The sequence below is a fragment of the Pectobacterium fontis genome, from assembly GCF_000803215.1.
In the GTDB taxonomy this organism is placed as follows: Bacteria; Pseudomonadota; Gammaproteobacteria; order Enterobacterales; family Enterobacteriaceae; genus Pectobacterium; species Pectobacterium fontis.
Map to the genome: position 1 here is coordinate 118226 of NZ_JSXC01000002.1, position 24423 is coordinate 142648.

General features: G+C 52.3%; 20 protein-coding genes, 1 pseudogene and 1 other annotated feature. Of the genes and pseudogenes, 6 read left to right on the top strand and 15 right to left on the bottom strand.

All coding sequences use genetic code 11. From position 1 onward, the window contains the following. Position 1: 1 nt before the first annotated feature. Positions 2-1626: pseudogene (gene trpD / locus OI69_RS20165) on the bottom strand (bifunctional anthranilate synthase glutamate amidotransferase component TrpG/anthranilate phosphoribosyltransferase TrpD). Further along, positions 1626-3188, bottom strand: a complete 1563-nt coding sequence (locus OI69_RS01190; RefSeq protein ID WP_039344971.1) for an anthranilate synthase component 1 — start codon at positions 3186-3188, stop codon at positions 1626-1628. Before OI69_RS01190 ends, trpD begins: the two are co-directional and overlap by 1 nt. 31 nt (positions 3189-3219) lie before the next feature. Next, positions 3220-3324, bottom strand: a sequence feature (Trp leader region). Positions 3325-3531: 207 nt separating this feature from the next. Here OI69_RS01190 and rnm point away from each other — a divergent pair. The 3 genes from rnm to rluB all read left to right on the top strand — a co-directional run bounded on the left by rnm (position 3532) and on the right by rluB (position 6222). Then, a complete protein-coding gene (gene rnm / locus OI69_RS01195; protein WP_167335181.1) occupies positions 3532-4416 on the top strand; it encodes an RNase RNM in 885 nt (294 codons plus the stop codon). A gap of 140 nt (positions 4417-4556) precedes the next feature. Next, complete coding sequence (locus OI69_RS01200; protein ID WP_039344976.1) at positions 4557-5177, top strand: L-threonylcarbamoyladenylate synthase; 621 nt, start codon at positions 4557-4559, stop codon at positions 5175-5177. Between the two features lie 160 nt (positions 5178-5337). Next, positions 5338-6222, top strand: coding sequence for a 23S rRNA pseudouridine(2605) synthase RluB (rluB, locus tag OI69_RS01205; RefSeq protein ID WP_039344979.1), 885 nt, complete (start codon positions 5338-5340; stop codon positions 6220-6222). 51 nt (positions 6223-6273) lie between these two features. On the opposite strand, the gene cobO is transcribed toward rluB, so the two are convergent. Beyond that, positions 6274-6864 carry a cob(I)yrinic acid a,c-diamide adenosyltransferase gene (gene cobO, locus OI69_RS01210; RefSeq protein ID WP_039344981.1) on the bottom strand — a complete coding sequence of 197 codons (591 nt, stop codon included), beginning with the start codon at positions 6862-6864 and terminating at the stop codon, positions 6274-6276. 18 nt (positions 6865-6882) lie between these two features. Next, positions 6883-7644 carry a YciK family oxidoreductase gene (locus OI69_RS01215; protein ID WP_039344983.1) on the bottom strand — a complete coding sequence of 254 codons (762 nt, stop codon included), beginning with the start codon at positions 7642-7644 and terminating at the stop codon, positions 6883-6885. A gap of 351 nt (positions 7645-7995) precedes the next feature. Here OI69_RS01215 and sohB point away from each other — a divergent pair, with 351 nt between their 5' ends. After that, the gene (gene sohB / locus OI69_RS01220; protein WP_039344986.1) at positions 7996-9042 is read left to right on the top strand and encodes a protease SohB; all 1047 of its coding nucleotides are present in this window, start codon (positions 7996-7998) and stop codon (positions 9040-9042) included. Positions 9043-9097: 55 nt separating this feature from the next. On the opposite strand, the gene OI69_RS01225 is transcribed toward sohB, so the two are convergent. Next, positions 9098-9367, bottom strand: coding sequence for a YciN family protein (locus OI69_RS01225; protein ID WP_039344988.1), 270 nt, complete (start codon positions 9365-9367; stop codon positions 9098-9100). Positions 9368-9736: 369 nt separating this feature from the next. Between OI69_RS01225 and topA the strand changes: the two genes are divergently transcribed. Beyond that, positions 9737-12334 carry a type I DNA topoisomerase gene (topA, locus tag OI69_RS01230; protein ID WP_039344991.1) on the top strand — a complete coding sequence of 866 codons (2598 nt, stop codon included), beginning with the start codon at positions 9737-9739 and terminating at the stop codon, positions 12332-12334. Positions 12335-12680: 346 nt separating this feature from the next. Beyond that, on the top strand, positions 12681-13655 hold the full coding sequence (gene cysB, locus OI69_RS01235; protein ID WP_039344994.1) for an HTH-type transcriptional regulator CysB: 975 nt from the start codon (positions 12681-12683) through the stop codon (positions 13653-13655). A 130-nt stretch (positions 13656-13785) separates the two neighbouring features. On the opposite strand, the gene dtpA is transcribed toward cysB, so the two are convergent. The 10 genes from dtpA to araA all read right to left on the bottom strand — a co-directional run bounded on the left by dtpA (position 13786) and on the right by araA (position 24421). Further along, a complete protein-coding gene (dtpA, locus tag OI69_RS01240) occupies positions 13786-15306 on the bottom strand; it encodes a dipeptide/tripeptide permease DtpA (RefSeq protein ID WP_039344996.1) in 1521 nt (506 codons plus the stop codon). Between the two features lie 653 nt (positions 15307-15959). Then, a complete protein-coding gene (gene nth, locus OI69_RS01245; RefSeq protein WP_039344998.1) occupies positions 15960-16595 on the bottom strand; it encodes an endonuclease III in 636 nt (211 codons plus the stop codon). Then, positions 16592-17299 carry an electron transport complex subunit E gene (locus tag OI69_RS01250; protein WP_039345000.1) on the bottom strand — a complete coding sequence of 236 codons (708 nt, stop codon included), beginning with the start codon at positions 17297-17299 and terminating at the stop codon, positions 16592-16594. Before OI69_RS01250 ends, nth begins: the two co-directional genes overlap by 4 nt. Further along, entirely contained in the window at positions 17296-17925 is a 630-nt protein-coding gene (gene rsxG / locus OI69_RS01255; protein ID WP_039345002.1) for an electron transport complex subunit RsxG, read from the bottom strand. Before rsxG ends, OI69_RS01250 begins: the two co-directional genes overlap by 4 nt. Before the next feature lie 10 nt (positions 17926-17935). Continuing rightward, the gene (gene rsxD, locus OI69_RS01260; RefSeq protein WP_039345004.1) at positions 17936-18991 is read right to left on the bottom strand and encodes an electron transport complex subunit RsxD; all 1056 of its coding nucleotides are present in this window, start codon (positions 18989-18991) and stop codon (positions 17936-17938) included. Continuing rightward, entirely contained in the window at positions 18992-21061 is a 2070-nt protein-coding gene (gene rsxC / locus OI69_RS01265) for an electron transport complex subunit RsxC (RefSeq protein WP_039345006.1), read from the bottom strand. Beyond that, positions 21054-21632 carry an electron transport complex subunit RsxB gene (gene rsxB / locus OI69_RS01270; RefSeq protein ID WP_039345008.1) on the bottom strand — a complete coding sequence of 193 codons (579 nt, stop codon included), beginning with the start codon at positions 21630-21632 and terminating at the stop codon, positions 21054-21056. Before rsxB ends, rsxC begins: the two co-directional genes overlap by 8 nt. Beyond that, positions 21632-22213 (bottom strand): electron transport complex subunit RsxA, encoded by a 582-nt coding sequence (rsxA, locus tag OI69_RS01275; protein ID WP_039345010.1) that lies wholly within the window; start codon positions 22211-22213, stop codon positions 21632-21634. Before rsxA ends, rsxB begins: the two co-directional genes overlap by 1 nt. A gap of 214 nt (positions 22214-22427) precedes the next feature. Continuing rightward, positions 22428-22643, bottom strand: coding sequence for a transcription modulator YdgT (gene ydgT, locus OI69_RS01280; protein WP_039345013.1), 216 nt, complete (start codon positions 22641-22643; stop codon positions 22428-22430). A 272-nt stretch (positions 22644-22915) separates the two neighbouring features. Continuing rightward, positions 22916-24421, bottom strand: a complete 1506-nt coding sequence (gene araA, locus OI69_RS01285; protein WP_039345016.1) for an L-arabinose isomerase — start codon at positions 24419-24421, stop codon at positions 22916-22918. Positions 24422-24423: the final 2 nt, after the last annotated feature.

Sequence of the window (24423 nt, forward strand, 5' to 3'; positions counted from 1 at the left end):
ATTATCCTCTGGCAGACAGGGCGATAACCCGCTGATAAGCCTGTCCACTATGAATGACTTCAAGTGCCTGGTGTGCATTTTGACGCAGATCTTCTTGCCCGAATAATCTCAGGAGCAGCGCGACGTTGGCGGCGACCGCCGCGGCGTGTGCGCGTTCACCTTTACCTTGTAGCAGCGACGCGAGAATGTCACGATTTTCTTCCGGCGTACCACCTTGTAATGCCGAGATGGGATACGTATCCAGACCAAAGTCGCGGTGCGTCAGTTCATAAGTTTCGATCTCGCCGTTGTTTAGTTCGGCAACCTGTGTAGGTGCATGAATCGCCACTTCATCCATCCCGCCACCGTGTACGACGGCAGCGCGCTGGTAACCCAGCACCTTTAGCGTTTCGGCGATAGGGCGAACCAACTCAGGGCTATACACGCCAATCAGCGCCAGCGGTGGACGAGCGGGGTTCACCAGTGGCCCCAGCACGTTGAAGACGGTACGGGTTTTGAGCTGTTGGCGCACCGGCATGGCATGGCGAAAACCCAGATGATATTGTGGGGCGAACAGAAAACACACGCCCAGATCGTCCAGTGCTTGACGGGAATCCTGAGCGCTCATATCCAGCTTAATACCGAATGCGGAGAGCAAATCAGAGGATCCCGAACGGCTGGAAACGCTGCGGTTGCCGTGTTTGGCGATTTTCAGGCCGCAACTGGCCGCGACGAAGGCGCTGGCAGTCGAAATGTTGATGCTGTTCGTGCCATCACCACCCGTACCGACGATATCCGCAAACAAATAGTCAGGGCGCGGAAACGGCTGTGCATCGGCCAGTAACGCCGTGGCGGCACCCGCGATTTCATCCGGGTGCTCGCCACGCACTTTCATGCTGATCAATGCGGCTGCCAGTTGGCTGGGTTCCAGTTCACCGCGGATAATGGCGCCAAACAGCGCCTGACTTTCCTGACGGGTAATGTTTTCCGCGCGGTATAATTTTTCCAGTATGTTTTGCATGGTGACGACATCCTGAGTAGTAGACAGTTGCATAATCGTATCCCTTGTTAAGCTAGCGCCCAGTCCAGCGTTTGTTCCAGCAGTCGCGCACCGTGTGTGGTCAGGATCGACTCAGGATGGAACTGGAAACCGCAAACGCGATCTGCATCGTTACGCACGGCCATGACCATCGTGTTGAAGTGTGCGTTGACGGTTAGCGTAGAAGGAATGTTACTGCCGACCAGCGAGTGGTAACGGGCAACAGGCAACGGATGGGGGAGGCCGCTAAACATGCCGCTGGCATCATGGTCGATCGCAGACGCTTTGCCATGCAGGATTTCACCCGCCTGACCGACATGGCCACCGTAGGCTTCCACAATCGCCTGATGACCGAGGCAAATACCGATAATCGGCAACTGACCGCACAGACGTTGCAGCAGTTCCGGCATACAGCCCGCTTCGGCCGGTGTGCCGGGGCCGGGGGAGAGCATCAAAATCGGTTTTTCCATTTGCTGTAACCGGGCGATGATGACGTCGGCAGGCACATGATTACGGTAAATCACGACTTGATGGCCGCTGGCACGCAGTTGATCTACCAGATTGTAGGTAAATGAATCGATATTATCGAGCAGTAGGATGTCGGCCATTAGAAGATCTCCTTTGCATGGTGCGCACTGGCAATGGCTCGCAGTACGGCTCTGGCTTTATTGCGTGTTTCGTCGGCTTCCGCTTGAGGGTTGGAATCCAACACGACACCAGCACCAGCCTGAACGGTCGCAATACCGTCTTCGACATAGGCAGAGCGAATAACGATGCAGGTATCCAGATCGCCGTGTGCGGTGAAGTAGCCGACGGCACCGCCGTAGCTACCGCGCCGGGTTTTCTCACTGTCGGCAATCAGTTGCATTGCCCGGACTTTCGGTGCGCCGCTCAGCGTGCCCATGTTCATGCAGGCGCGATAAGCATGCAGCACATCCAGATCTTCACGTAGTGTCCCTACGACGCGAGAAACCAGATGCATCACAAAGGAGTAGCGGTCAACTTTGGTCAGGTCGGCAACATAGCGGCTACCCGGCTGGCAAATACGCGCCAGATCGTTACGGGCCAAATCCACCAACATCAGGTGCTCTGCCAGCTCTTTATGGTCGGTGCGCATTTCTAGTTCGATACGGCTATCGAGATCGCGATCCAGCGAGCCATCGGCACGGCGACCACGCGGGCGAGTACCTGCAATCGGGTAGATTTCGATCTGGCGACTATCGGCATCGTATTTCAGCGAACTTTCCGGTGAGGCACCAAACAGTGTGAAATCCTGATCCTGCATATAAAACATGTAAGGGCTGGGGTTGTTATCTTTCAGCGTCTGGTACGCGGCCAGCGGTGAAGGACAGGGCAGAGAGAAGCGGCGTGACGGTACGACCTGAAAAATCTCACCGATGCGGATCGCGTTCTGCATCTGGCTGACAACCTCACCAAAGGCTTCATCACTCTGGTTACAGCGTAATGTCATGTTTTCGATGGACTGACGTGGCAGTGCGGGTGCTGGCTGGGTAAGCTGGAACTGCAATTGCTCCAGACGCTGTTGCAGACGCTGCTTTTCGCTATTGTTTGGCGTAAACAGACTGGCTTGCAGAGCGGTCACCCGTTTTTGGTGGTCAAGCACCAGCAGCGTTTCTGCCAGATAAAAGCAAAAATCTGGGCAGCGCTGTTGCTGGCTTAGCGCTGGCAATGCTTCAAACCCGGCAACCAGATCGTAGGCAAACAGGCCTCCGAGAAACATGGCTTCACGTTCGTCTGCCGGGCAGGCAACCAGCGTTAGAATCTGGCGTAAGGCATCAAACACGGACAGCGAACGCAGGCGGGCATCTTCATCCTGCATAGCGTCTGCCAGTGGGAAGGTGAGTTCGCGACCATTAGGACGCGCTTGATTGATTATCTCCGCAGGCAGCGCGGCATCCAGAAGCGGTAGGAGGCTGGCACCGTTTGCCGTTAATGCCTGAATGGAAACCTGCTGGCCGAGTGCAGTAATGCGCAGTGCGCTATCAATGATCAACAGGCTTTTCAGATTTTCCTTGCTGTCGATTTCAGCCGACTCTAACAGCAACGTGGCAGGTCTGGCATCGCAGAGCTGATGGAAGATGGCGCTGGGGTCGTTACGGTAAACGGCCTCGGTACGCAGCAATTCCAGTTTAGGTTGTGTCGTTTGCATTCTTGCTACCTGTCTAATGTTTTGCCCGTCAAATAAAAAGCCCGCTGAGTTAAGCGGGCCTGGGAATATCTGCATGTGTGATAACAGCGATGCGTGATTAGTCCACCCGCGAGAGGGAAGTGCGCCACCAACCATACTGCATCATTTTCTGCGTTGTCATTATCATCATCTCGCGGTTCCTGTACGGATTAATCTCTGCGTATTCAGCTTTCGTACTAGTTAACTAGTTCATTGATGGGATGTCAACACCTTCAATAGGATTATTTTATTACTCAAGGAAATGGCGGCATTACCATTCGCTTCCTATTAGTGGCATTATGCGATCTTTGTATGATTCTTGTTAATGGGTAGGCTTGTGCCAGAAGATTCTCAACCGATATCGTCATTCCCTCTTTATGATTTACACAGTCACACCACCGCGTCTGATGGCCTTTTAACGCCGACGGCGTTGGTGAGTCGTGCGGTAGACATGCGGGTGAGCGTGCTGGCTATTACCGATCACGACACGATCGACGGGCTTGCCGAAGCACAGACTGCGATTGTACAACAGGGATTAGCACTGAGGCTGATTCCCGGTGTGGAGATCTCAACACTGTGGGAAAATCATGAGATCCATATTGTTGGACTGGGGATGGATGTTACACATCCAGCACTCAGTGGACTACTGAAACAGCAGGCGGATCATCGGCAGAGTCGGGCAGAACAGATCGCGGCACGGCTGGAAAAATCGCGCATTCCTGACGCGCTGGCGGGGGCAACTCGACTGGCGACGGGAGGGCAGATTACGCGGGCGCATTTTGCGCGTTATCTGGTCGAACTGGGTGTTGCGGCGAATATGAATCAGGTGTTCAAGAAATATCTGGCGAAAGGCAAAATCGGCTACGTACCACCGCAGTGGTGCACGATACCGCAAGCGATCGAGGCGATTCATCAATCTGGTGGTGTGTCGGTGTTGGCGCATCCGGGGCGCTACGATCTGACGGCCAAATGGCTCAAGCGTCTGTTAGCCGCGTTTGCTGAAAGCGGTGGGATGGCAATGGAAGTGGCGCAGTGTCAACAGGCACCGGATGAGCGAACGCAGTTGGGGCGCTATGCGCGAGATTTCAACTTAATGGCATCGCAAGGTTCGGATTTCCATCTGCCTTGCGCCTGGATTGAACTGGGGCGCAAATTATGGCTGCCTGCCGATGTCGACCCCGTCTGGCATCATCCATTACTGGCAGGTTAGTGGGGTATCACATCATGAATGAAGCGATGTTCTGCGTGAAATAACAATCTTTTACCACCGACACGTTCTATAATAACCCTATTATATGATGACGCGGTGGAGGAACTCCGCCGCGGAATGTCAGACGTACGAGGTAGGTTATGAGCCAGTTTTTCTATATTCATCCGCAGAACCCGCAGCCAAGATTGATTAATCAATCAGTAGAGTTTTTGCATAAAGGTGGGGTGATTGTGTATCCCACGGATTCCGGCTATGCACTGGGTTGTATGGTGGGCGAAAAGAATGCGCTGGAGCGCATTTGCCGAATTCGCGATCTGGGCAGCGATCATAATTTTACGCTGATGTGTCGCGATCTGTCCGAGCTATCTACGTATGCCCATGTGGATAACGCGGCTTTCCGATTGATTAAAAATAATACGCCAGGCAATTACACTTTTATTCTGAAAGCGACGAAAGAGGTTCCCCGCCGTTTAATGAATGAAAAGCGTAAAACTATCGGCCTGCGCGTGCCATCCAATCCTATCGCGTTAGATCTGCTGGCTGCGCTGAATGAACCGTTGATGTCGACAACGCTGATGCTGCCGGGAAATGATTTTGCTGAATCCGATCCAGAAGAAATTCAGGAACGATTGGGAAAACAGGTCGATTTGATTATCCACGGTGGCTCGCTGGGTCAACAGCCGACGACGGTTATCGATTTAACCGAATCCGCGCCGCGAGTGGCCCGTGAAGGCACGGGTGATGTGATGCCATTCCTATAAGTGCGGCGACACGCTGTAACAATGGGAATACAAATGGCGTGAAGGTCGGTATAATCGCGCCAGTATCGAATGTGATGAACCATTTTTTCCTAACCTGCTGAATTTTATAAGCAGTATGACTCCCCCCGACGCCTGGGAAGGCGACACTAGAGGTTGCTCAATGAGCGAAAAGTTACAAAAAGTTCTGGCGCGCGCCGGACATGGCTCACGCCGCGAAATTGAAGGTATCATTCAGGCTGGACGCGTCAGCGTTGACGGTAAAATTGCCACTTTAGGCGATCGCGTCGAAGTGACGAAAGCCACCAAAATCCGTATTGATGGCCATGTGGTTACCGTTAAGGAAACCGAAGAAACCGTGTGCCGCGTGCTGATGTACTACAAACCAGAAGGCGAATTGTGTACCCGCAACGATCCTGACGGTCGCCCGACGGTGTTTGATCGTCTGCCGAAAATTCAGGGCTCGCGCTGGGTGGCGGTAGGTCGTCTGGACGTGAACACCTCCGGTCTGTTGTTATTCACGACCGATGGTGAGTTAGCCAACCGCCTGATGCACCCCAGCCGTGAGGTTGAGCGCGAATATGCCGTGCGGGTTTTCGGTGAAATTGACGATGAAAAGATCAAACAACTGAGCAAAGGCGTACAGTTGGAAGATGGCCCTGCGTCGTTCCGTACTATTCGCTATCAGGGCGGAGAAGGGTTGAACCAGTGGTATAACGTCACGCTGACTGAAGGGCGTAACCGTGAAGTTCGCCGCCTGTGGGAAGCGGTTGGCGTGCAGGTGAGTCGCCTGATTCGCGTACGCTACGGCGACATTACTTTGCCGAAAGGCATTCCACGCGGTGGTTGGGCAGAAATGCCGCTGGAACAACTGAATTATCTGCGAGAATTAGTGCAACTTCCGGCTGAAACCGTGTCGAAACTACCGGTTGAACGTGAGCGCCGTCGGGTGAAAGCGAACCAAATCCGTCGTGCGGTAAAACGCCATAGCCAGATCACGAGCGCACCAGCGCGCCGTACGTCACCCAAGCCGAAGCGTAACGGCTAATCTTGTTTTTGTACGCATAACGGGCAGTTGAAACTGCCCGTTTTCATTTCACTACCAATCAATGCCTTGCTGAGCCTGAATTCTGTTATCAAACGCATGCTTGACCGGACGCATTTCCGTCACGGTATCCGCCATTTCCAGCAAGTCACGATGACAGCCGCGCCCAGTGATAATGACGGTCTGCCCGGAAGGGCGCTGTGTTAATGCAGTGACAACGTCACTTAATGCCAGATAATCGTAGCTGATCATGTAGGTCAGTTCGTCTAATACCACCAGATCGATCTGTGGATCGGCCAGCATCCGTTTGCCATGCTGCCAGACCTGTTGCGCCGCTGCGGTATCCGTCTGGCGGTTTTGCGTATCCCAGGTGAAGCCGGTCGCCATGACCTGAAACTCCACACCGTGCTGTTGCAGGAGATTCTTCTCACCGTTCGGCCATTCGCCTTTAATAAACTGGATCACGCCTGCCCGCAATCCGTGGCCTATCGCTCGCGTCACGGTGCCAAACGCCGCGGTGGTTTTTCCTTTCCCGTTGCCGGTGAAGACGATCAGAATACCACGCGTTTCATTGGCGGCGGCAATACGGGCATCTACCTTTTCTTTCAGGCGCTGTTGGCGCTGCTGGTGGCGTTCATCGCTCATATGACGTGCTCTTCTTTATTATTCTGCTGCGCCGGCTTTTCTGCCCGGCTGCGCATCAAAACTCATGCCTGTCTTGCGGCGACTGTCATCGCCCATCAGATAGAGATACAGCGGCATAATATCTGCTGGTGTTTTCAGTTTCATTGGATCTTCACTGGGGAAAGCCGATGCGCGCATTCCCGTGCGTGTTCCGCCGGGGTTAATACAGTTCACTCGCAGATTTTGTGAACGATACTCTTCTGCCAGCACTTGCATGAGCCCTTCAGTGGCAAATTTGGAGACGGAATACGCCCCCCAGCCAGCACGACCTTCACGGCCTACGCTGGAACTGGTGAACACCAGAGAAGCACAAGGCGACTTCAATAACAGGGGCAGCAGCGCTTGTGTCAGCATAAAGGTCGCGTTGACGTTCACCTGCATAACCTCATGCCAGATTGCTGGCGTTTGCTGCACGATTGGGGCGATTTCCCCCAGTAATCCGGCATTGTGGAGCACGCCATCCAGATGCGGCACAACCTGCACCAGTTCGTCAGCCAGTTGAAAGCACTGCGCGGAGGATAACGTCAACATATCGCAGACGACAACGTGTGCTGTCGTGCCATGTTTCTGCTCGATCTGCTGTTTAACCGCCTGAAGTTTATTTTCTGTCCGTCCCAATAAAATAACGTGTGCGCCGTAGCGCGCGTAGGTCAACGCGGCTTCCCGACCAATGCCGTCGCCAGCGCCGGTGACCAGAATGATGCGGTTTTGCAGTAAATCGATTTTAGGCTGGTAGTGCACAATGAATTCCTCTTGCCGTGGCGCAAAACCGTCACGCCTCAGATAATAGACCTGCCATAGTGTCTTGGCACGACGTGTCGGGTCGCGCAGCGCGGAACGTCAGATGACGGCGTATCCAGGCAGGGTTGATGGGGGTGTTATGCCTCAAATATCGTGGGTTTTCAATGAGACTGCCGCTATTTATCCCTGTGCTGTTGTAAAAAGCAGCAATAGGGATAAAAACCAAGGAATAACATCGCCATATTGCGTACCATCAGTTAGGTTATAGGAAGGGAATGGCGTGCGACGTCAACGCCATGGTTGGTGAGTAAACCAACATTAATTAATACGCAGTCAATGAGGACGGTGTTTGTGGAATTACTTTCTCTGTACGGCTTATTCCTGGCTAAAGTACTGACCATCGTGGTGGCTATTGGTGCGTTAGTCGTGCTGGCATTCGGTATGACACAGCGTAAGCGTCAGCACAAAGGTGAGTTGCAGGTCACGAATCTGGGCGAGCAATATCAGGAGATGCAGCGCGAAATGCAGACTGCCTGTATGAGTGACACCGAGCGTAAACTGTTATCGAAACAAGAAAAGAAGAAAGAAAAAGAAAGCGCGAAACAGGATAAACAGCGCGCCAAGCGTGGCGAAGAGAAAAGCGGAAAGCCATGCCTGTACGTCCTTGATTTCAATGGCAGTATGGATGCGGGAGAAGTCAGCTCGCTACGTGAAGAAATTTCCGCCGTACTGGCTGTCGCTAAACCGCAAGATGAAGTGCTGCTGCGTTTGGAAAGTCCCGGCGGCGTGGTACACGGCTATGGGTTGGCGGCTTCGCAATTACAACGTCTGCGTCAGGGGGGCGTTCGGTTGACGGTTGCTGTCGATAAAGTGGCTGCCAGCGGTGGCTATATGATGGCCTGTGTGGCTGATCGTATCGTAGCGGCTCCGTTTGCGATTGTGGGGTCTATTGGCGTCGTGGCGCAAATCCCCAATTTCCATCGTCTGCTGAAAAACAAAGATATCGATGTTGAGTTGCACACCGCCGGTGAATTTAAACGTACGCTGACGTTGTTTGGTGAGAATACTGAACAAGGTCGTGAGAAGTTTCGCGAAGACCTGAATGTCACACACACGTTGTTTAAGGATTTTGTGCAGCAGATGCGTCCCTCGCTGGATATTGATGCGGTCGCGACGGGAGAGCACTGGTTTGGCACTCAGGCGAAAGATCTGGGATTGATTGACGCCATCGGCACCAGTGACGATCTATTGATTGCTGAAATGACCAGCCATGAAGTATTAAGCGTTCGCTATACGCGCCGTAAACGCCTGCTGGATCGTCTGACGGGAAGCGCAGGCGATACCGCAGAACGGCTGATGTTGCGCTGGTGGCAGCGTGGTTCTAAACCCCTGCTGTAACGGTGATACGGCTAGAATCGCTGATGAAATGCCCGCGAATCGCGGGCATTGGCATTTAATCGATCAATTCGTATTTTTCGGATAAAACATGCGCAAGATGTTTGAACATATTAAATACCGCCGTGCTTTTTAAGGTTGGCATTCCTTTCTCATCGAGAAAAAACTCACCGCGAAAAACCAGCACACCGTTTTTTTGCTCTACGCTCTCAGCGACCATACCATGCAAATAATCATCGTGATGTTTAATGATGTGATTGGCTTCAACTAATAAGCTCTGACGGTCAATAGGACGCTTTTCTTCGTTAACCTGATGTTCAGGCGACATGGTTGTGACTCCTTATTCACCCTTGAAAACGGGGCGCGTTGTACGGTATCAACACGGCTGTTGCGAAAATCAACGTAGCGATTTCAATAAGTCATCGCGCTATCGCAACTTGCTGCATAACCCGAAAGGGTACTGCGATACGGCTTCAGCGTAAAGGGCAGATTATGATGCAAATGGGCTACATTTTAGGGGCTTACCTGCCGATATTCAGTGTGGCAGGATGTGGATAAAACAGGATTTCCACGCTAATTAGGTTGCGTGACAGCATTTATCAGGTAGAGTGTGGGATTTTGCGCAGTCAGTAGAATCCGCTCTGGATGCCCCGAAAAATATCTGATTTTCAGAAGAATTCAGCAGGTAATAGTACATATGGGTAAAGCTCTCGTTATCGTCGAGTCCCCGGCAAAAGCCAAAACGATCAACAAGTATCTAGGCAATGACTACGTGGTGAAATCCAGCGTCGGTCATGTGCGCGATTTGCCGACGAGTGGCTCAGTCAGTAAAAAGAGCGCAGACTCAACGAAAGATAAAACGAAAAAGAAAGTCAAAAAGGATGAGAAATCCGCGCTGGTTAATCGTATGGGCGTCGATCCTTATCATGGCTGGAAAGCCAACTACGAAATACTGCCGGGTAAGGAGAAGGTTGTCTCCGAATTAAAAACGCTGGCGGAAAATGCCGACCACATCTATCTCGCAACCGACCTTGACCGCGAAGGGGAAGCCATTGCCTGGCACCTGCGGGAAATTATTGGTGGTGACGATCAGCGTTTTAGCCGCGTGGTGTTCAACGAAATCACGAAAAATGCCATTAAACAGGCGTTTGAAAAACCAGACACGTTGAATATTGACCGTGTTAATGCACAGCAGGCGCGTCGGTTTATGGATCGCGTGGTGGGTTACATGGTTTCCCCACTGCTGTGGAAAAAAATTGCCCGCGGTCTGTCTGCGGGGCGCGTACAGTCGGTTGCGGTACGCCTGATCGTTGATCGCGAGCGCGAAATCAAAGCGTTCGTGCCGGAAGAATATTGGGAATTGCACGCCGATTTGTTGGCAAGCAGCGATGTTCAACTGCAAATGCAGGTGACGCACCATAACGGCAAACCGTTTAAGCCCGTTAATAAAGATCAAACGCTGGCGGCGGTGAGCCTGCTTGAAAAAGCACGTTATGTGGTTGCTGACCGAGAAGATAAGCCGACCAGCAGCAAACCGGGCGCACCATTCATCACCTCAACGCTGCAACAGGCTGCCAGTACGCGCCTGGGTTTTGGCGTGAAAAAAACCATGATGATGGCGCAGCGTCTGTATGAAGCCGGTTACATTACCTACATGCGTACCGACTCAACAAACCTGAGTCAGGATGCCATAACGATGGTACGCGGCTATATCGATGAAGCATTCGGTAAGCGTTACCTGCCGGAATCTGCGAATTTTTACAGCAGTAAAGAAAACTCGCAGGAAGCGCACGAAGCGATTCGTCCTTCCGATGTTGGCGTGTTGGCCGACAGCCTGAAAGATATGGAAGCCGATGCGCAGAAACTGTATCAGTTGATTTGGCGTCAGTTTGTCGCGTGTCAAATGACGCCTGCGCAATACGATTCCACCACGTTAATCGTGGAAGCCGCAGATTATCAACTACGCGCGAAAGGCCGTACGTTGCGTTTCGATGGCTGGACGAAAGTGATGCCAGCGTTGCGTAAAAATGATGAAGATCGCACGTTGCCAACTGTGGCGGTAGGTGAGCCGTTGTCGTTGCAGAAACTGCTGCCTGGGCAACACTTCACTAAACCACCTGCGCGCTACAGCGATGCCTCTCTGGTTAAAGAGCTGGAAAAACGTGGGATTGGTCGTCCGTCTACCTATGCGTCTATTATTTCCACCATTCAGGATCGCGGGTATGTGCGGGTGGAGAATCGCCGTTTCTACGCCGAGAAAATGGGCGAAATCGTTACCGATCGACTGGAAGAAAACTTCCGTGAATTAATGAACTACGATTTCACCGCACGGATGGAAAGTCGTCTCGATCAGGTCGCCAATAATCAGGCGGAATGGAAGGCGGTATTGGACGAGTTCTTCAACGAATTTAGTCAGCAGTTGGAGAAGGCCGAACAGGACCCTGAAGAGGGGGGGATGCGTCCTAATGCGATGGTGCTGACCAGCATCGATTGCCCAACGTGCTCTCGTCAAATGGGGATTCGTACCGCCAGTACCGGCGTGTTCCTGGGCTGCTCCGGTTATGCGCTGTCACCAAAAGAGCGCTGCAAAACCACGATCAATCTGATACCAGAAAACGAAGTGCTGAACGTGTTGGAAGGCGATGATGCTGAAACCAACGCGCTGCGTGCCCGCCGTCGCTGTGCAAAATGCGGTACGGCGATGGACAGCTACCTGATTGATAATCAGCGCAAGCTACACGTTTGTGGGAATAACCCAGCCTGTGACGGATATGAGATCGAAGCGGGTGAGTTCCGCATCAAGGGTTATGACGGTCCGATTGTAGAGTGCGAAAAATGTGGTGCCGAAATGCATCTCAAAATGGGTCGCTTCGGTAAATACATGGCCTGTACCAGCGAGACGTGCAGTAATACACGTAAGATCCTGCGTAATGGCGATGTGGCGCCACCGAAAGAAGATCCGGTGCCATTGCCTGAACTGCCTTGTGAGAAATCCGATGCCTATTTCGTCTTGCGTGACGGAGCGGCAGGCGTTTTCCTTGCGGCGAATACCTTCCCTAAATCGCGCGAAACACGGGCTCCGCTGGTAGAAGAATTGGTGCGTTTCAAGGATCGCCTACCAGAAAAATTGCGCTATTTGGCGGAGGCACCGATGGTCGATAAAGACGGCAATAAGACGCAGGTGCGTTTTAGCCGCAAGACTAAGCAGCAGTATATTTCGTCAGAGAAAGACGGCAAAGCAACAGGGTGGTCTGCGTTTTACGTTGACGGAAAATGGGTTGAAGGGAAGAAGTAACCTCTTGCTGTAAGCGTGTTATGTGTGTGAAATAATTGCATTAAGCCAGCCGCAAGGCTGGCTTTTTCGATCGTAAAAAATTGCAGATAAAACAGATGCAAGAAAATTGTTGATCCGTGATAGAGAATCATGCGGTTTACCTCGATGATAATCGCACACACTGCATGCTTTATCACGACCGCCATGTAAAAATGGTTATATAAAAATAATTTTTATGATTAAATGACATTAATTGATGGAAATCTGCGCCGGATGGTTAAGGCGTCATCAAAATCACTACAACGGAACGTCGTCAGAACGTCATGAGGTGCCACGCGCACACTTCAATTGGGAATGGGATAAATTTATGAAACTACAACAGCTTCGTTATATTGTTGAAGTTGTTAATCACAACCTAAATGTGTCTTCTACCGCAGAAGGGTTGTATACCTCTCAGCCGGGGATCAGTAAACAGGTCCGTATGCTGGAGGATGAATTAGGCATTCAGATATTTGCCCGTAGTGGAAAACACCTGACACAGGTGACACCTGCCGGGCAAGAAGTTATCCGCATTGCGCGCGAAGTGTTGTCAAAAGTTGATGCCATCAAAGCGGTTGCCGGAGAACACACCTATCCCGATAAAGGGTCGCTGTACGTTGCGACGACGCACACACAGGCACGCTACGCGTTGCCAAGCGTCATCAAAGGTTTTATCGATCGCTATCCTCGCGTGTCACTGCACATGCATCAGGGTTCGCCAACGCAAATTGCCGAGGCGGTAGCGAAAGGATCTGCGGATTTCGCGATTGCGACCGAAGCGCTGCATCTGTATGACGATTTGATCATGCTGCCGTGCTACCACTGGAATCGCGCCGTGGTGGTCACTCCCGATCATCCGCTGGCGTCTAAAACAGATATCTCTATCGAAGAGTTGGCTGCTTATCCTATCGTCACCTATACCTTTGGTTTTACCGGGCGTTCTGAACTGGATACCGCGTTTAACCGTGCAGGTCTTACGCCGCGCATCGTCTTTACCGCAACAGATGCTGATGTGATTAAGACCTATGTGCGTTTAGGATTGGGGGTGGGGGTGATTGCGAATATGGCCGTTGACCCGCAAACGGAAACCGATCTGGTAACTATCAACGCGAATAGCATCTTCAGCTATAGCACGACGAAAATCGGCTTTCGTCGCAGCACGTTCCTGCGCAGCTACATGTATGACTTCATCCAGCGTTTTGCGCCGCATTTAACGCGTGATGTCGTCGATACTGCCGTTGCGCTACGTTCGAATGATGAAATTGAAGCGATGTTCAAAGACATCACGCTGCCAGTGAAGTAACGTCATTCAGAATAGGGCACTAAAGTAGAAAAGCCAGACGCTGTCTGGCTTTTTACTCTCTACGGCTTGATTGGATTACTCGTCACCAACACTGCACACCCTCCTTTGAGTAAGGTGTGCAATCTGGTTATCAGGCTGAGGCTACGGTAGTGACGACATCCTCAGTGGGGTCAACCACATCATCCTGCGTCATACGCGTCAGTTTCGGTGCGGTCAGCAGCATCAGAACGGCGATGATGCCAGTAACGATGCCAATCTGCATGAAGACATTGCTATAAATCTCAAGGGACGCATGCGGATCGACGACATTTTCAGGTACGGCCATCATGTTAGCAACGTAGCCTGCAACAATCGCGGCACCCGCTGACGTCAGGAACCAGGCCCCCATGATGAAGCCCATCAGACGCTGTGGCACCAGTTGGGCGACCATTGCCAGCCCCAGACCGGAAATCATCAATTCACCAATACTCTGCAAGCCATAGCAGAGGATCAGCCAGTTGACGGACACGATACCCTGTTCATTGGCCATGCTGGCACCCCACGGCAGCACCAGAAACGCGCCAGAGCACAGCACCATACCAATCGCAAATTTGTGCGCCATCGGTAGTTGGTCGCCCATTTTGTTGTAAACCGCAGCCAGAATCGGGCTGGCAACCATGATCCAGAATGGGTTAAGCGCCTGATATTGCTCTGGCTCAAAAGAAAAACCTAAAATGGAATGCTCAACGTTACGAATCGCAAAGAAGTTCAGCGAGGTCGGCATCTGGTTGTAAAGCACAAAGAAGATCACGGCTTCCAGCATCAGCAGCAGCGCGACGATCATTTTCCGGCGTTCAGCACCGTTCACTGCCGACATCTCTTTAATAAAGATAGCCACCACCGCCAGTGAAATCAGCGTCAGAATCCAACGTGCGACGCTCTGATTGTGCAGCAGCCAGGTGGAAATGGCGACCAGCACAACAATGCCTGCAAGCGTCACTGCCAGCTTCAGTAGATTGATTGGTTGGAAGTCGGGCTGAGAACCTTGTGTGCTGACCCACTTACGGCAAAACATAAAGTTGACCAGCGTCAGAATCATACCGACCACGCTCAGGGAGAAAGCGACGCTCCAGCCATAGTGTGCGGCCAGTACTGGCGTGGCCAGCATAGAAAAGAAGGAACCGATGTTCACCGACATGTAGTACATGGTGAAAGCACCGTCCAGACGCGGATCGTCTTTCGCATAGCAGGTCGAGAGCAGAGCTGATGGGTTAGCTTTAAACAATCCGTTACCGACGGCAATGGTCGCCATACCGATATAGACCCAAGTCACGCTGTGGCCTGAGTAGGCAATCATGGTATAGCCAAACGCCAGGACGATAGCACCGAGTATGATCACCCGTTTGGTGCCGAGCACTTTATCACCCAACCAGCCGCCAATGGCGACGAAACCATATACCAGCGCGCTGAACGAGGAGAAGAGGGTGATAGAGTCGGTTTCGGACATACCCAGCATTTTGACCAGATAAACCGCCATGATGCCTTGCAGGCCGTAGTAACCAAAACGCTCCCACAGCTCAATGCTGAAGATGAGATAAAAGGCTTTTGGTTGTTTGAAAGCGTTCATGCTGACGCTTTCGGTGGATTCGTTGTTGTTGTTTGCTGTTGACACAAAGACCTCTGATTTTACATATCTCGTTTTTTTTAACGAGAAAATAACAAGAGTGAAGCAGTGGAACTGCGTCCTCTTTTCATTGTTATGGGGAGGAAAAACCGCGTTATATTGACGTTATTTTACGGACAGACAAGTCATTTGACATGTTTTGTTACAAGTGGGTTTTGTCGTGGGATAAAACCAGAAATCAAATATTATGCAGAGTTTAATTTCATAACTTTCTTTTGCTTTGAATGATTATATCGGATTGCCGTATTTGATTTTTATAAAAGTGATATAATCTGCTTTTTATTTAAAATAAAGATAATACAATTAATATTATATGAATATCAGGTTTAATCTTTTGCATATAACTGTATATGTAGTGAGTGCAAAAATGCATCAAATGCACGTAACAAAATGGATATTGATATAATCACCTAAGGTTACTTTCAATCGATAAATTTTCTATTAAAAATAACTTATTAGCCTTAAATAGTGGTTATGTGTGTTTTTATACAGGTTATTGAGCGTGAAATACGCTGAGGTTCATTGAATAGACAGCATGATGAAAGAGAGGCTCGTGGGTTTTCTGATAAGAAAAGGCAGGGCAGTACGTGGAATTATCGAAAGGAAAGTCTGGTGCGAGGGGCGCGCCAGACCACCAGATTCTAGGCGTCGATCTTCTCGCCAAATTCACACAAATCTTCAATCAGGCAGGAACCACAGCGTGGTTTACGGGCGATGCAGGTATAACGACCATGCAGGATGAGCCAGTGGTGGCAATCGACTTTAAATTCTGCCGGGACGACTTTCAGCAGTTTTTCTTCTACCTGTTCAACATTGTTACCTGGCGCAAACCCTGTACGGTTGCTGACGCGAAAGATGTGGGTATCAACGGCAATCGTCGGCCAGCCAAACGCGGTATTCAGCACCACGTTTGCCGTTTTTCGTCCTACGCCGGGTAAGGCCTCCAGTGCCGAACGATCTTCAGGAACCTGTCCTTGATGCTTTTCCAGCAGCAAACGGCAGGTCTTAATGACGTTCTCGGCTTTGCTGTTAAATAGCCCGATCGTCTTGATGTACTCTTTCACGCCGTCTACGCCAAGAGCGAGCAGCGCTTCCGGCGTGTTGGCAACAGGGTAGAGTTTTGCCGTTGCTTTATTGACGCTGACATCGGTTGCCTGTGCCGAAAGCAGTACTGCGATGAGGAGTTCAAACGGCGTGCTGAAATTTAACTCCGTCGTGGGGTGAGGATTGTTAGCGCGCAGACGCGTTAAAATCTCAACCCGTTTGGCCTTGTTCACAGCGATTCCCCTACGGCACCGGTTGTCGGTGCGGTTTTCCCTTCCGCGACAGCGGCACGAACCCGGCGCTGTTTCATTTTTTCATCGATCACATATTTCGCAGCCAGCAAGAGTCCCAGACCGATAAAGGCACCCGGTGGCAGCATCGCCAGCAGGAAGGGGGAATCAAGATGAACCACCTCAATACGGATCGCTTTAGCCCAACTGCCTAGTAGCAAATCCGCGCCGTCGAACAGCGTGCCATTACCCAGAATTTCACGTAAGGAACCGAGCACCACCAGTGCGCTGGTTGCGCCCAGGCCCATTGCCAGGCCGTCAATCGCCGAAGGGAAGACGGCATTCTTGGATGCGAAGGCTTCTGCACGGCCGATAACGATACAGTTCGTCACGATCAGCGGAATAAAGATCCCCAACGATTGATATAACCCGTAAGCGTAAGCGTTGATCAACATCTGCACGGTGCTGACCACCGAGGCAATGATCATGACGTAAATTGGAATACGGATTTCCGCTGGCACCCAGCGGCGCAGTGCGGAGATGGCCATGTTGGTACAGGTGAGAACCAATGTCGTTGCCAGCCCTAAGCCCAGCGCGTTAGTGGCGGTTGATGAGACGGCTAACAGGGGGCAAAGCCCCAGTAATTGAACCAGTGCTGAGTTGTTTTTCCATAACCCCTCAATGAAAAGCGCTTTGGTTTGACTCATTGGTTTTCTCCACAGGCGGATAGCGTGTTGATTTGTGACGGCAGCGTTTGCAGGTAAAGTGCGCTGCGTTTTACGCTATTAATGACAGCGCGTGGCGTAATGGTGGCTCCGGTAAATTGATCAAACATTCCGCCTTCTTTCTTCACTGCCCAACGGGCATCGCGCTCGTCCTGCACCGTTTGTCCACTGAATCGGGTGATCCAGTCAGAGATGCGTACCTCGATCTTATCACCTAACCCCGGCGTTTCATGATGCTCGGTCACGCGAACGCCGAGTACCTTGCCATGAAAATCGGCGCCCACCAGTAGGCGGATGGCACCAGAATAGCCATCCGGCGCGGTACTTTCCAGTGCGGCGGCAACGGGTTTACCGTCCTGACGCGCGATGAATACGCGCTGCGGAGAGGACGAACCCAATGCCGGATTGGTGACAACGTAACACTCTTGTTGCATGTCGCTGTTATATAACGAGGCAGGAACGACCTGATCCAACAGCATTTTTTGCTGCAACATCGCCTGATGCGAAATTGTCGGTTCCGTCAGCATGTTCACCACAGCCGTGACGGCAGTCGTGAACGCGGCAAACAGAGCCAGTGTGGTCGCGTGGCGACGCATTGTCGATATCATGGGCGTCTCCTTAGCGATGGTGGCCGTAAGCGCGTGGCTTGGTGTAATAGTCAATCAGCGGCACGGTAATATTCGCCAGCAAGACGGCGAACGCCACACCATCCGGGTAACCGCCGTAAGTGCGAATCAGCCAGACCAGTAGCCCAATCAATGCGCCGAAAATCAGGCGGCCACGGTTTGTGGTTGACGCGGTAACCGGATCGGTCGCGATGAAAAATGCGCCAAGCATGGTGGCACCAGACAGCAGATGCAGCATCGGCGGCGCGAATTTCTCCGGCGCGATGATCCAGCTTAGCGCGGCACAGAACATCAGCGACAGCAGGAAACTGACCGGAATATGCCAACGAATGCTGCCACGCATCAGCAAAAATAGCCCACCGATAAGAAAACCGATATTCACCCACTGCCAGCCAATGCCAGACAACGATTGGGCAAACATCGGTTGTTGCAGAATATCCTGCGGCGTTTGACCAGATCGCAGGCTGGTTTTGAACGTATCCAGCGGAGTAGCCTGGCTGACCCCATCGACGTTGTGCATCAACTGCTGCATGGTGTGCCCGTCAGGCGTGTGGCCGGTAAAGATGATGATGAGCGCATCATGGAAACCGACAGGAATGGTTTGCAATGGCGCAGGCGGCAACCAGCTTGTCATCTGCACCGGAAAAGAGATCAGCAGTACCACATAGCCAATCATGGCGGGGTTAAAGGGGTTTTGTCCCAGCCCGCCATACAGTTGTTTGGCGATAATGATGGCGAAGACCGTTGCCATGACGACCATCCACCATGGGGCAAGTGGCGGCAGGCTGATACCGAGCAGCACGGCGGTCAATAATGCGGAATTGTCTGCCAGCGTGGTGCGCACCGAGAATTTTCTTAGTGACAGCGTCACGCCTTCCGCAATCAGCGCGGTGGCCGACGCTAATCCGACCTGAATCAGGTTGCCGTAGCCAAAGAAATAATACTGCGCCAGCATGCCCGGCAAGCAGGCCAGAATAACCAATAGCATGATGCGCTGTGTGCGCTGCTGGTTATGTGTAAACGGTGAACTCGCAATTCTAAAAGCCATTTATTCCTCTTGACGTGACGATGCCTGCGCGACTTTACGGGCTTTGACGCGAGCGATGGCAGCGGCAACAGCGGCCTTACGCGGATCTTCGGGTTCTGCGATTTCCACCGTTGCGGTAGGTTCGGTCATTACCTCTGAAGCAGCAGATAGCGCAGGTGCTTGCGTATCAGTTGCAGATTGCTGCGCGATTTTACGGGCTTTAACGCGAGCGATGGCGGCGACAACAGCGGCCTTACGCGGATCTTCGGGTTCTGCGATTTCCACCGTTGCGGTAGGTTCTGTCGTTACTTCTGAAGCGGCAGATAGCGCAGATGCTTGCGTATCGGTTGCAGGTTGCTGCGCGGCTTTACGGGCTTTGACTCGGGCAAGCGCCGCCGCTACAGCGGCTTTACGTGGGTCAGACTCGGTTGTTGGATCATCAACCACAGGCCCTTCTTGCCGTGCCTGCTTTTCACGGACTTGTGCTTTGCGCGCGGCGCGTGCGGCGATAGCGGCGCTGTTATCCGGCTGTGCATCGGGTGTGACCGTAATTGGTGCTCCGATCTCTGTTGCCGTCGTTTGCTTACGACGCACGCGCTCCAGTGCGGCCTGCACCGCATCTTTATCACTGGTGGATACGCCAGCGGCAGCTTGTTTATGCCGTAGTTCGCGTGCGATTTTTTCTCGTTCCAGACGGGCTTGTTTAGCGTCAAAGCGTTCTTTGGCCTGCGCGGCACGCTGCGCATCTTCGTCTATGGCGCGAATTTCGGCTTTTTCCTGACGATAGTACTGCACCAGCGGAATATTGCTGGGGCAGACGTAAGCACAGGCACCGCATTCGATACAGTCAAACAGATGGTGATGGCGGGCTTTTTCATGTTCTTGCCCGCGACTGAACCAGTAAAGCTGCTGCGGCAGAAGGCCAGCAGGACAGGCATCGGCACATTTGCTACAGCGAATGCAGGATTGCTCTTCGGCAACTGGCTCCATTTCCGTATGCGACGGCGCGAGCAGACAGTTGCTGATTTTAACGATCGGCACATCCAGCGACGGCAATGTAAAGCCCATCAGTGGGCCCCCCATCACCACCATTGGCTGTTTGTGGACATGAAAGCCGCCCTGTTTAAGCAGGTGGCGTACGGGCGTCCCCAACCGTGCCCACACGTTACCCGGCTGGCGCAGTGCTTCACCGGTCAGCGTTACCACGCGCTCGGTGAGCGGTTCGCCGTCGATCACGGCGCGTTTGATTGCGAACGCCGTACCGACGTTTTGCATTAATACGCCAATCGCGGCGGAGTGTTTACCGAACGGAACTTCTTTGCCCGTCAAAATTTTGGTGAGCTGTTTGGCTCCGCCCGATGGGTACTTGGTGGGAATAACGCGTAACTGCATGTCACTGCGTTTACCCAAGGCCAACCGTAGGGCGCTGATAGCTTCCGGTTTGTTGTCTTCGATCCCAATCAGAATGCGCTTCGGCTGCAACAAGAATGACAGAATCTCGACACCCTGAATAATCTCGTCGGCGCACTCCTGCATGAGTCGATCGTCGGCGGTGATATAGGGTTCACATTCTGCGCCGTTGATGATCAGCGTTTCAATCCCGCGCATTCCCCCCTGTAGTTTGGCCGCAGTAGGGAACCCGGCACCGCCTAAACCCGCGATGCCAGCCTGATGCAGGTGGGCAAGCAGGGTATCGGTGCTTTGTGCGTGATAATCGGTAAAAGTCTGGCGTTCGCACCAGCGATCGTCGCCGTCCGGCACGATAATGATGCTGAGTTCGGACAGGCCAGAAGGGTGCGCCGTCGTATGCTGGCGGATCGCGCTCACCGTTCCTGACGTTGGGGCGTGAACGGGCAAGGTACGGCCTTTTCCCCGCGTCAGCGGCTGACCACGCAGTACCTTATCGCCGACGCTGACGCAGATCTCACCTTCCGGCCCCAGATGCTGCTTGAGTGGAATAATGAACTGTTCTGGCAGCGGGATCTGACGCAGTGGCATTCGGCTGGACTGCGTCTTCATTTCCGGCGGGTGAATGCCTCCGTCGAAATCCCAGATCCTGTCTTTTCTAAAGGCGGAAAACAGCTTAAGCATGGTGTTCTACTTGAATAACGCGTACTGGAATCGTATCGAGATCCCATTTCCAGTTAGCGGGAGTCGGCGCGATGGGACGTAATTCGATACAGTCCGTAGGGCAAGGGGAGACGCAAAGATCGCAGCCGGTGCATAAATCGCTGACGACGGTGTGTACCGCTTTGGTACTGCCGATGATGGCATCAACCGGACAGGCCTGAATGCATTTGGTGCAGCCTATGCAGTTGCTTTCATCGATCCAGGCAACGCGGCGCGCTGGAGCTTGAACGTTAGCATCGCCTTCCAGCGGCTGCGGATCGACATTGAGCTTTTCAGCCAGCTTCAGCATCATTGCTTCGCCGCCGGGGCCACATTTATTAATGTTTTCACCATTCAACGCGACCGCTTCGGCGTAAGGCCGACAGCCTGGGTAACCGCACTGACCGCACTGGCTTTGGGGCAGCATGGCCTCTACTTCTTCCACGATCGGATCGTTTTCGACTTCAAAACGACGGGACGCATAGCCAAGCACCAGACCGAATACCAGCGCGAGGGCGCTTAATGCCGCAATGGCGATCCAGATAGCGAACATCAGAATTTCACCAGCCCGGTAAAGCCCATAAACGCCAGCGACATGAGGCCGGCGGTGATCAGCGCGATAGACGATCCCCGGAACGGCGCAGGAATATCCGACACCGCGAGGCGTTCACGAATGGCGGCGAAGAGTACCATCACCAGCGAGAAGCCCGCAGCACCGCCGAAGCCATAAATCGTCGATTGCAGGAAACCGTGCGACAGATTGATGTTAAGCAGCACGACGCCAAGTACGGCACAGTTGGTGGTAATCAGCGGCAGGAAAATCCCCAGCAGGCGATACAGTTCAGGGCTGACTTTACGCACGAACATCTCGGAAAACTGCACCACGACAGCGAGCACCAGAATAAAGGCCATCGTGCGTAAGTAGAGAATATCAAAAGGAACGAGAATGAATTCGTTGATCAGCCAGGAAAACATGGAACCTAACGTCATCACAAACGTGGTCGCCATTCCCATGCCAATCGCCGTCTCCAGCTTTTTGGACACGCCCATAAAGGGGCACAGCCCAAGAAACTTCACTAAGACGAAATTATTTACCAGAAGGATGCTCACAAAGAGCAATGCGTATTCGGTCATTACGGTGCCTACAAAACAAAACCGGACTATTATCAGGCATTGTTGGGTTTTCGACAACATACCCAAAGTAGGGTTATCGCCATCCCCTTCATGGGGTTCCCTTAATAAAGGAGATGCCGGGCTATCAGACAGTAACGCAGAGTGCGTTCAGCGCAACTGCCCGGAGGGAAATTATTGCATAATTATGCTTTTTGTCGCAGGTCATAATTGCTAACTACAGCACGTAATGCCAGACAGATTTTGGCACACAGCCGAGATCGAATAAGCGCCCGCCGGATGCCAGTTCAGCCCGCCGATGATCTGCCGCACGATACATGTTGATGATTTCCTGACTGTCTGTCAGAGAGTAATTGAGGTGATCGAAGAGTTTTTCCAGACTTTCTGTTGAATTGACTTTCCTGAATTTGAGTAAATAGTGATGGACGGTCATGGTGAATGAGTCTAATAGTTATGTGATTGAGATGACTAAGTATATTCAAGCACGAAGTCCTGTCTAGAGGGCGATGTAAAAAGTACGCTTATTTTTCAATAACAAACGAGCGAAAATGCAAAAGAGGAAATTGACAGGAAAATATGACGAATAATAAGTCTCTGTCGAGTCGCTGGGTGATCACGTAGGGAAAATCGGAAAGGTAATGCCTATAAAAGGGCAGGTTGCGTACGGACGATAAATCCATAGACAACCCACCCCTGATTTCGGACTTAACGACTGCAAAGTTTGTAATACACCTCGTTCCAGCGCAGGGCATCTTTGAATTCGTGGAGTCGGGTGTCGTTGTCGATCACCAGCAGTTCAATGTTCTGCATTTCTGCATAAAGCCGCATGTGTTCGAGATCCAGCGCCTGACTGAAGACGGTGTGGTGCGCGCCGCCCGCCAGAATCCAGGCTTCAGCCGCCACGTCCAGCGACGGTTGCGCTTTCCAGATGGCGCGGGCTACTGGCAATTTCGGCAGTGGGCGAGGTTGTTCGATAGTATCAACCAGATTCACCAGCATCCTGAAGCGGTCGCCGATATCGATCACGCTGGCGTTGAGTGATGGTCCGGCTGGCGTTGAGAAAATCAGGCGGGCAGGATCGGCTTTTCCGCCAATGCCAAGGTATTGCGCATCCAGAATCGGCTTCTGTTCTTTGGCGATCGTGGGGCAAACTTCCAGCATGTGGGAACCGACGACCAGATCGTTGCCGCTCTGGAAATTATAAGTGTAATCCTCCATGAAGGACGTGCCTCCCGGCAAACCGCCCGCCATCACTTTCATAATGCGCAGCAGCGCGGCGGTTTTCCAGTCACCTTCGCCACCGAAACCATAGCCTTGCTGCATCAACCGCTGTACCGCCAGCCCCGGCAGTTGTTTCAAACCGTACAGGTTTTCAAAATCGGTGGTGAACGCGTGATAGCCACCTTGTTCCAGAAAACGTTTCATCCCGAGTTCGATTTGTGCTGCATCGAACAGATTTTGACGGTTAGCCCCGTTGAGTTTCACTGCATCCGTCAATTGATAGCTGGCTTCATACTCATCGACCAACGCATCGATATCGCCTTTGGATACCGCATCGACTACGGCGGCTAAATCGCCCAGTCCCCAGGCGCTGACGCTGTAACCGAACTGAATTTGCGCGCCCACTTTATCGCCTTCGGTAACGGCCACTTCACGCATGTTATCGCCAAAGCGGGCGACCTTCAGTTGTTTGCTTTCCTGGATCGCAGCGGCTACCCGCATCCATTTGCCGATACGGGCATGGGCGTTTTTATCCTGCCAGTGACCGACGACGACCTGATGTGCCTGCCGCATCCGCGCGCCGATGAAACCAAATTCACGCCCGCCATGTGCCGTCTGGTTCAGATTCATGAAATCCATGTCCATCGTATCCCACGGCACTTCGGCATTAAACTGAGTGTGGAATTGCAGCAGCGGTTTATTAAGCACGCTCAGGCCGCCAATCCACATTTTGGCAGGTGAGAAGGTATGCAGCCAGGTCAGCAGACCGATGCAGCTATCCTGATAGTTGGCATCACGACACAGCGCCAGAATCTCATCGGGTGTTTTCACCAGCGGCTTGAGTACCAGCTTAACCGGCAGATTGGCCTGTTGATTTAACCCGGCGACGACCTTTTCCGCATTCTCTTTTACCTGACGTAACGCTTCCGGCCCATAAAGATGCTGGCTGCCGATGACGAACCAGACTTCAAGCTGCTTAAAATGATCCATGA

Excerpts from the sequence above, each read along its gene's own strand:
- rsxB (WP_039345008.1), bottom strand. The coding sequence starts at position 21,632 with ATGTTCGCTATCTGGATCGCCATTGCGGCATTAAGCGCCCTCGCGCTG.
- OI69_RS01225 (WP_039344988.1), bottom strand. The coding sequence starts at position 9,367 with ATGTCGCCTGAACATCAGGTTAACGAAGAAAAGCGTCCTATTGACCGT.
- cobO (WP_039344981.1), bottom strand. The coding sequence starts at position 6,864 with ATGAGCGATGAACGCCACCAGCAGCGCCAACAGCGCCTGAAAGAAAAG.
- topA (WP_039344991.1), top strand. The coding sequence starts at position 9,737 with ATGGGTAAAGCTCTCGTTATCGTCGAGTCCCCGGCAAAAGCCAAAACG.
- rsxG (WP_039345002.1), bottom strand. The coding sequence starts at position 17,925 with ATGATATCGACAATGCGTCGCCACGCGACCACACTGGCTCTGTTTGCC.
- rluB (WP_039344979.1), top strand. The coding sequence starts at position 5,338 with ATGAGCGAAAAGTTACAAAAAGTTCTGGCGCGCGCCGGACATGGCTCA.
- OI69_RS01190 (WP_039344971.1), bottom strand. The coding sequence starts at position 3,188 with ATGCAAACGACACAACCTAAACTGGAATTGCTGCGTACCGAGGCCGTT.
- rsxD (WP_039345004.1), bottom strand. The coding sequence starts at position 18,991 with ATGGCTTTTAGAATTGCGAGTTCACCGTTTACACATAACCAGCAGCGC.
- rsxA (WP_039345010.1), bottom strand. The coding sequence starts at position 22,213 with ATGACCGAATACGCATTGCTCTTTGTGAGCATCCTTCTGGTAAATAAT.
- rnm (WP_167335181.1), top strand. The coding sequence starts at position 3,532 with ATGGGTAGGCTTGTGCCAGAAGATTCTCAACCGATATCGTCATTCCCT.
- araA (WP_039345016.1), bottom strand. The coding sequence starts at position 24,421 with ATGGATCATTTTAAGCAGCTTGAAGTCTGGTTCGTCATCGGCAGCCAG.
- rsxC (WP_039345006.1), bottom strand. The coding sequence starts at position 21,061 with ATGCTTAAGCTGTTTTCCGCCTTTAGAAAAGACAGGATCTGGGATTTC.
- cysB (WP_039344994.1), top strand. The coding sequence starts at position 12,681 with ATGAAACTACAACAGCTTCGTTATATTGTTGAAGTTGTTAATCACAAC.
- OI69_RS01200 (WP_039344976.1), top strand. The coding sequence starts at position 4,557 with ATGAGCCAGTTTTTCTATATTCATCCGCAGAACCCGCAGCCAAGATTG.
- ydgT (WP_039345013.1), bottom strand. The coding sequence starts at position 22,643 with ATGACCGTCCATCACTATTTACTCAAATTCAGGAAAGTCAATTCAACA.
- OI69_RS01250 (WP_039345000.1), bottom strand. The coding sequence starts at position 17,299 with ATGAGTCAAACCAAAGCGCTTTTCATTGAGGGGTTATGGAAAAACAAC.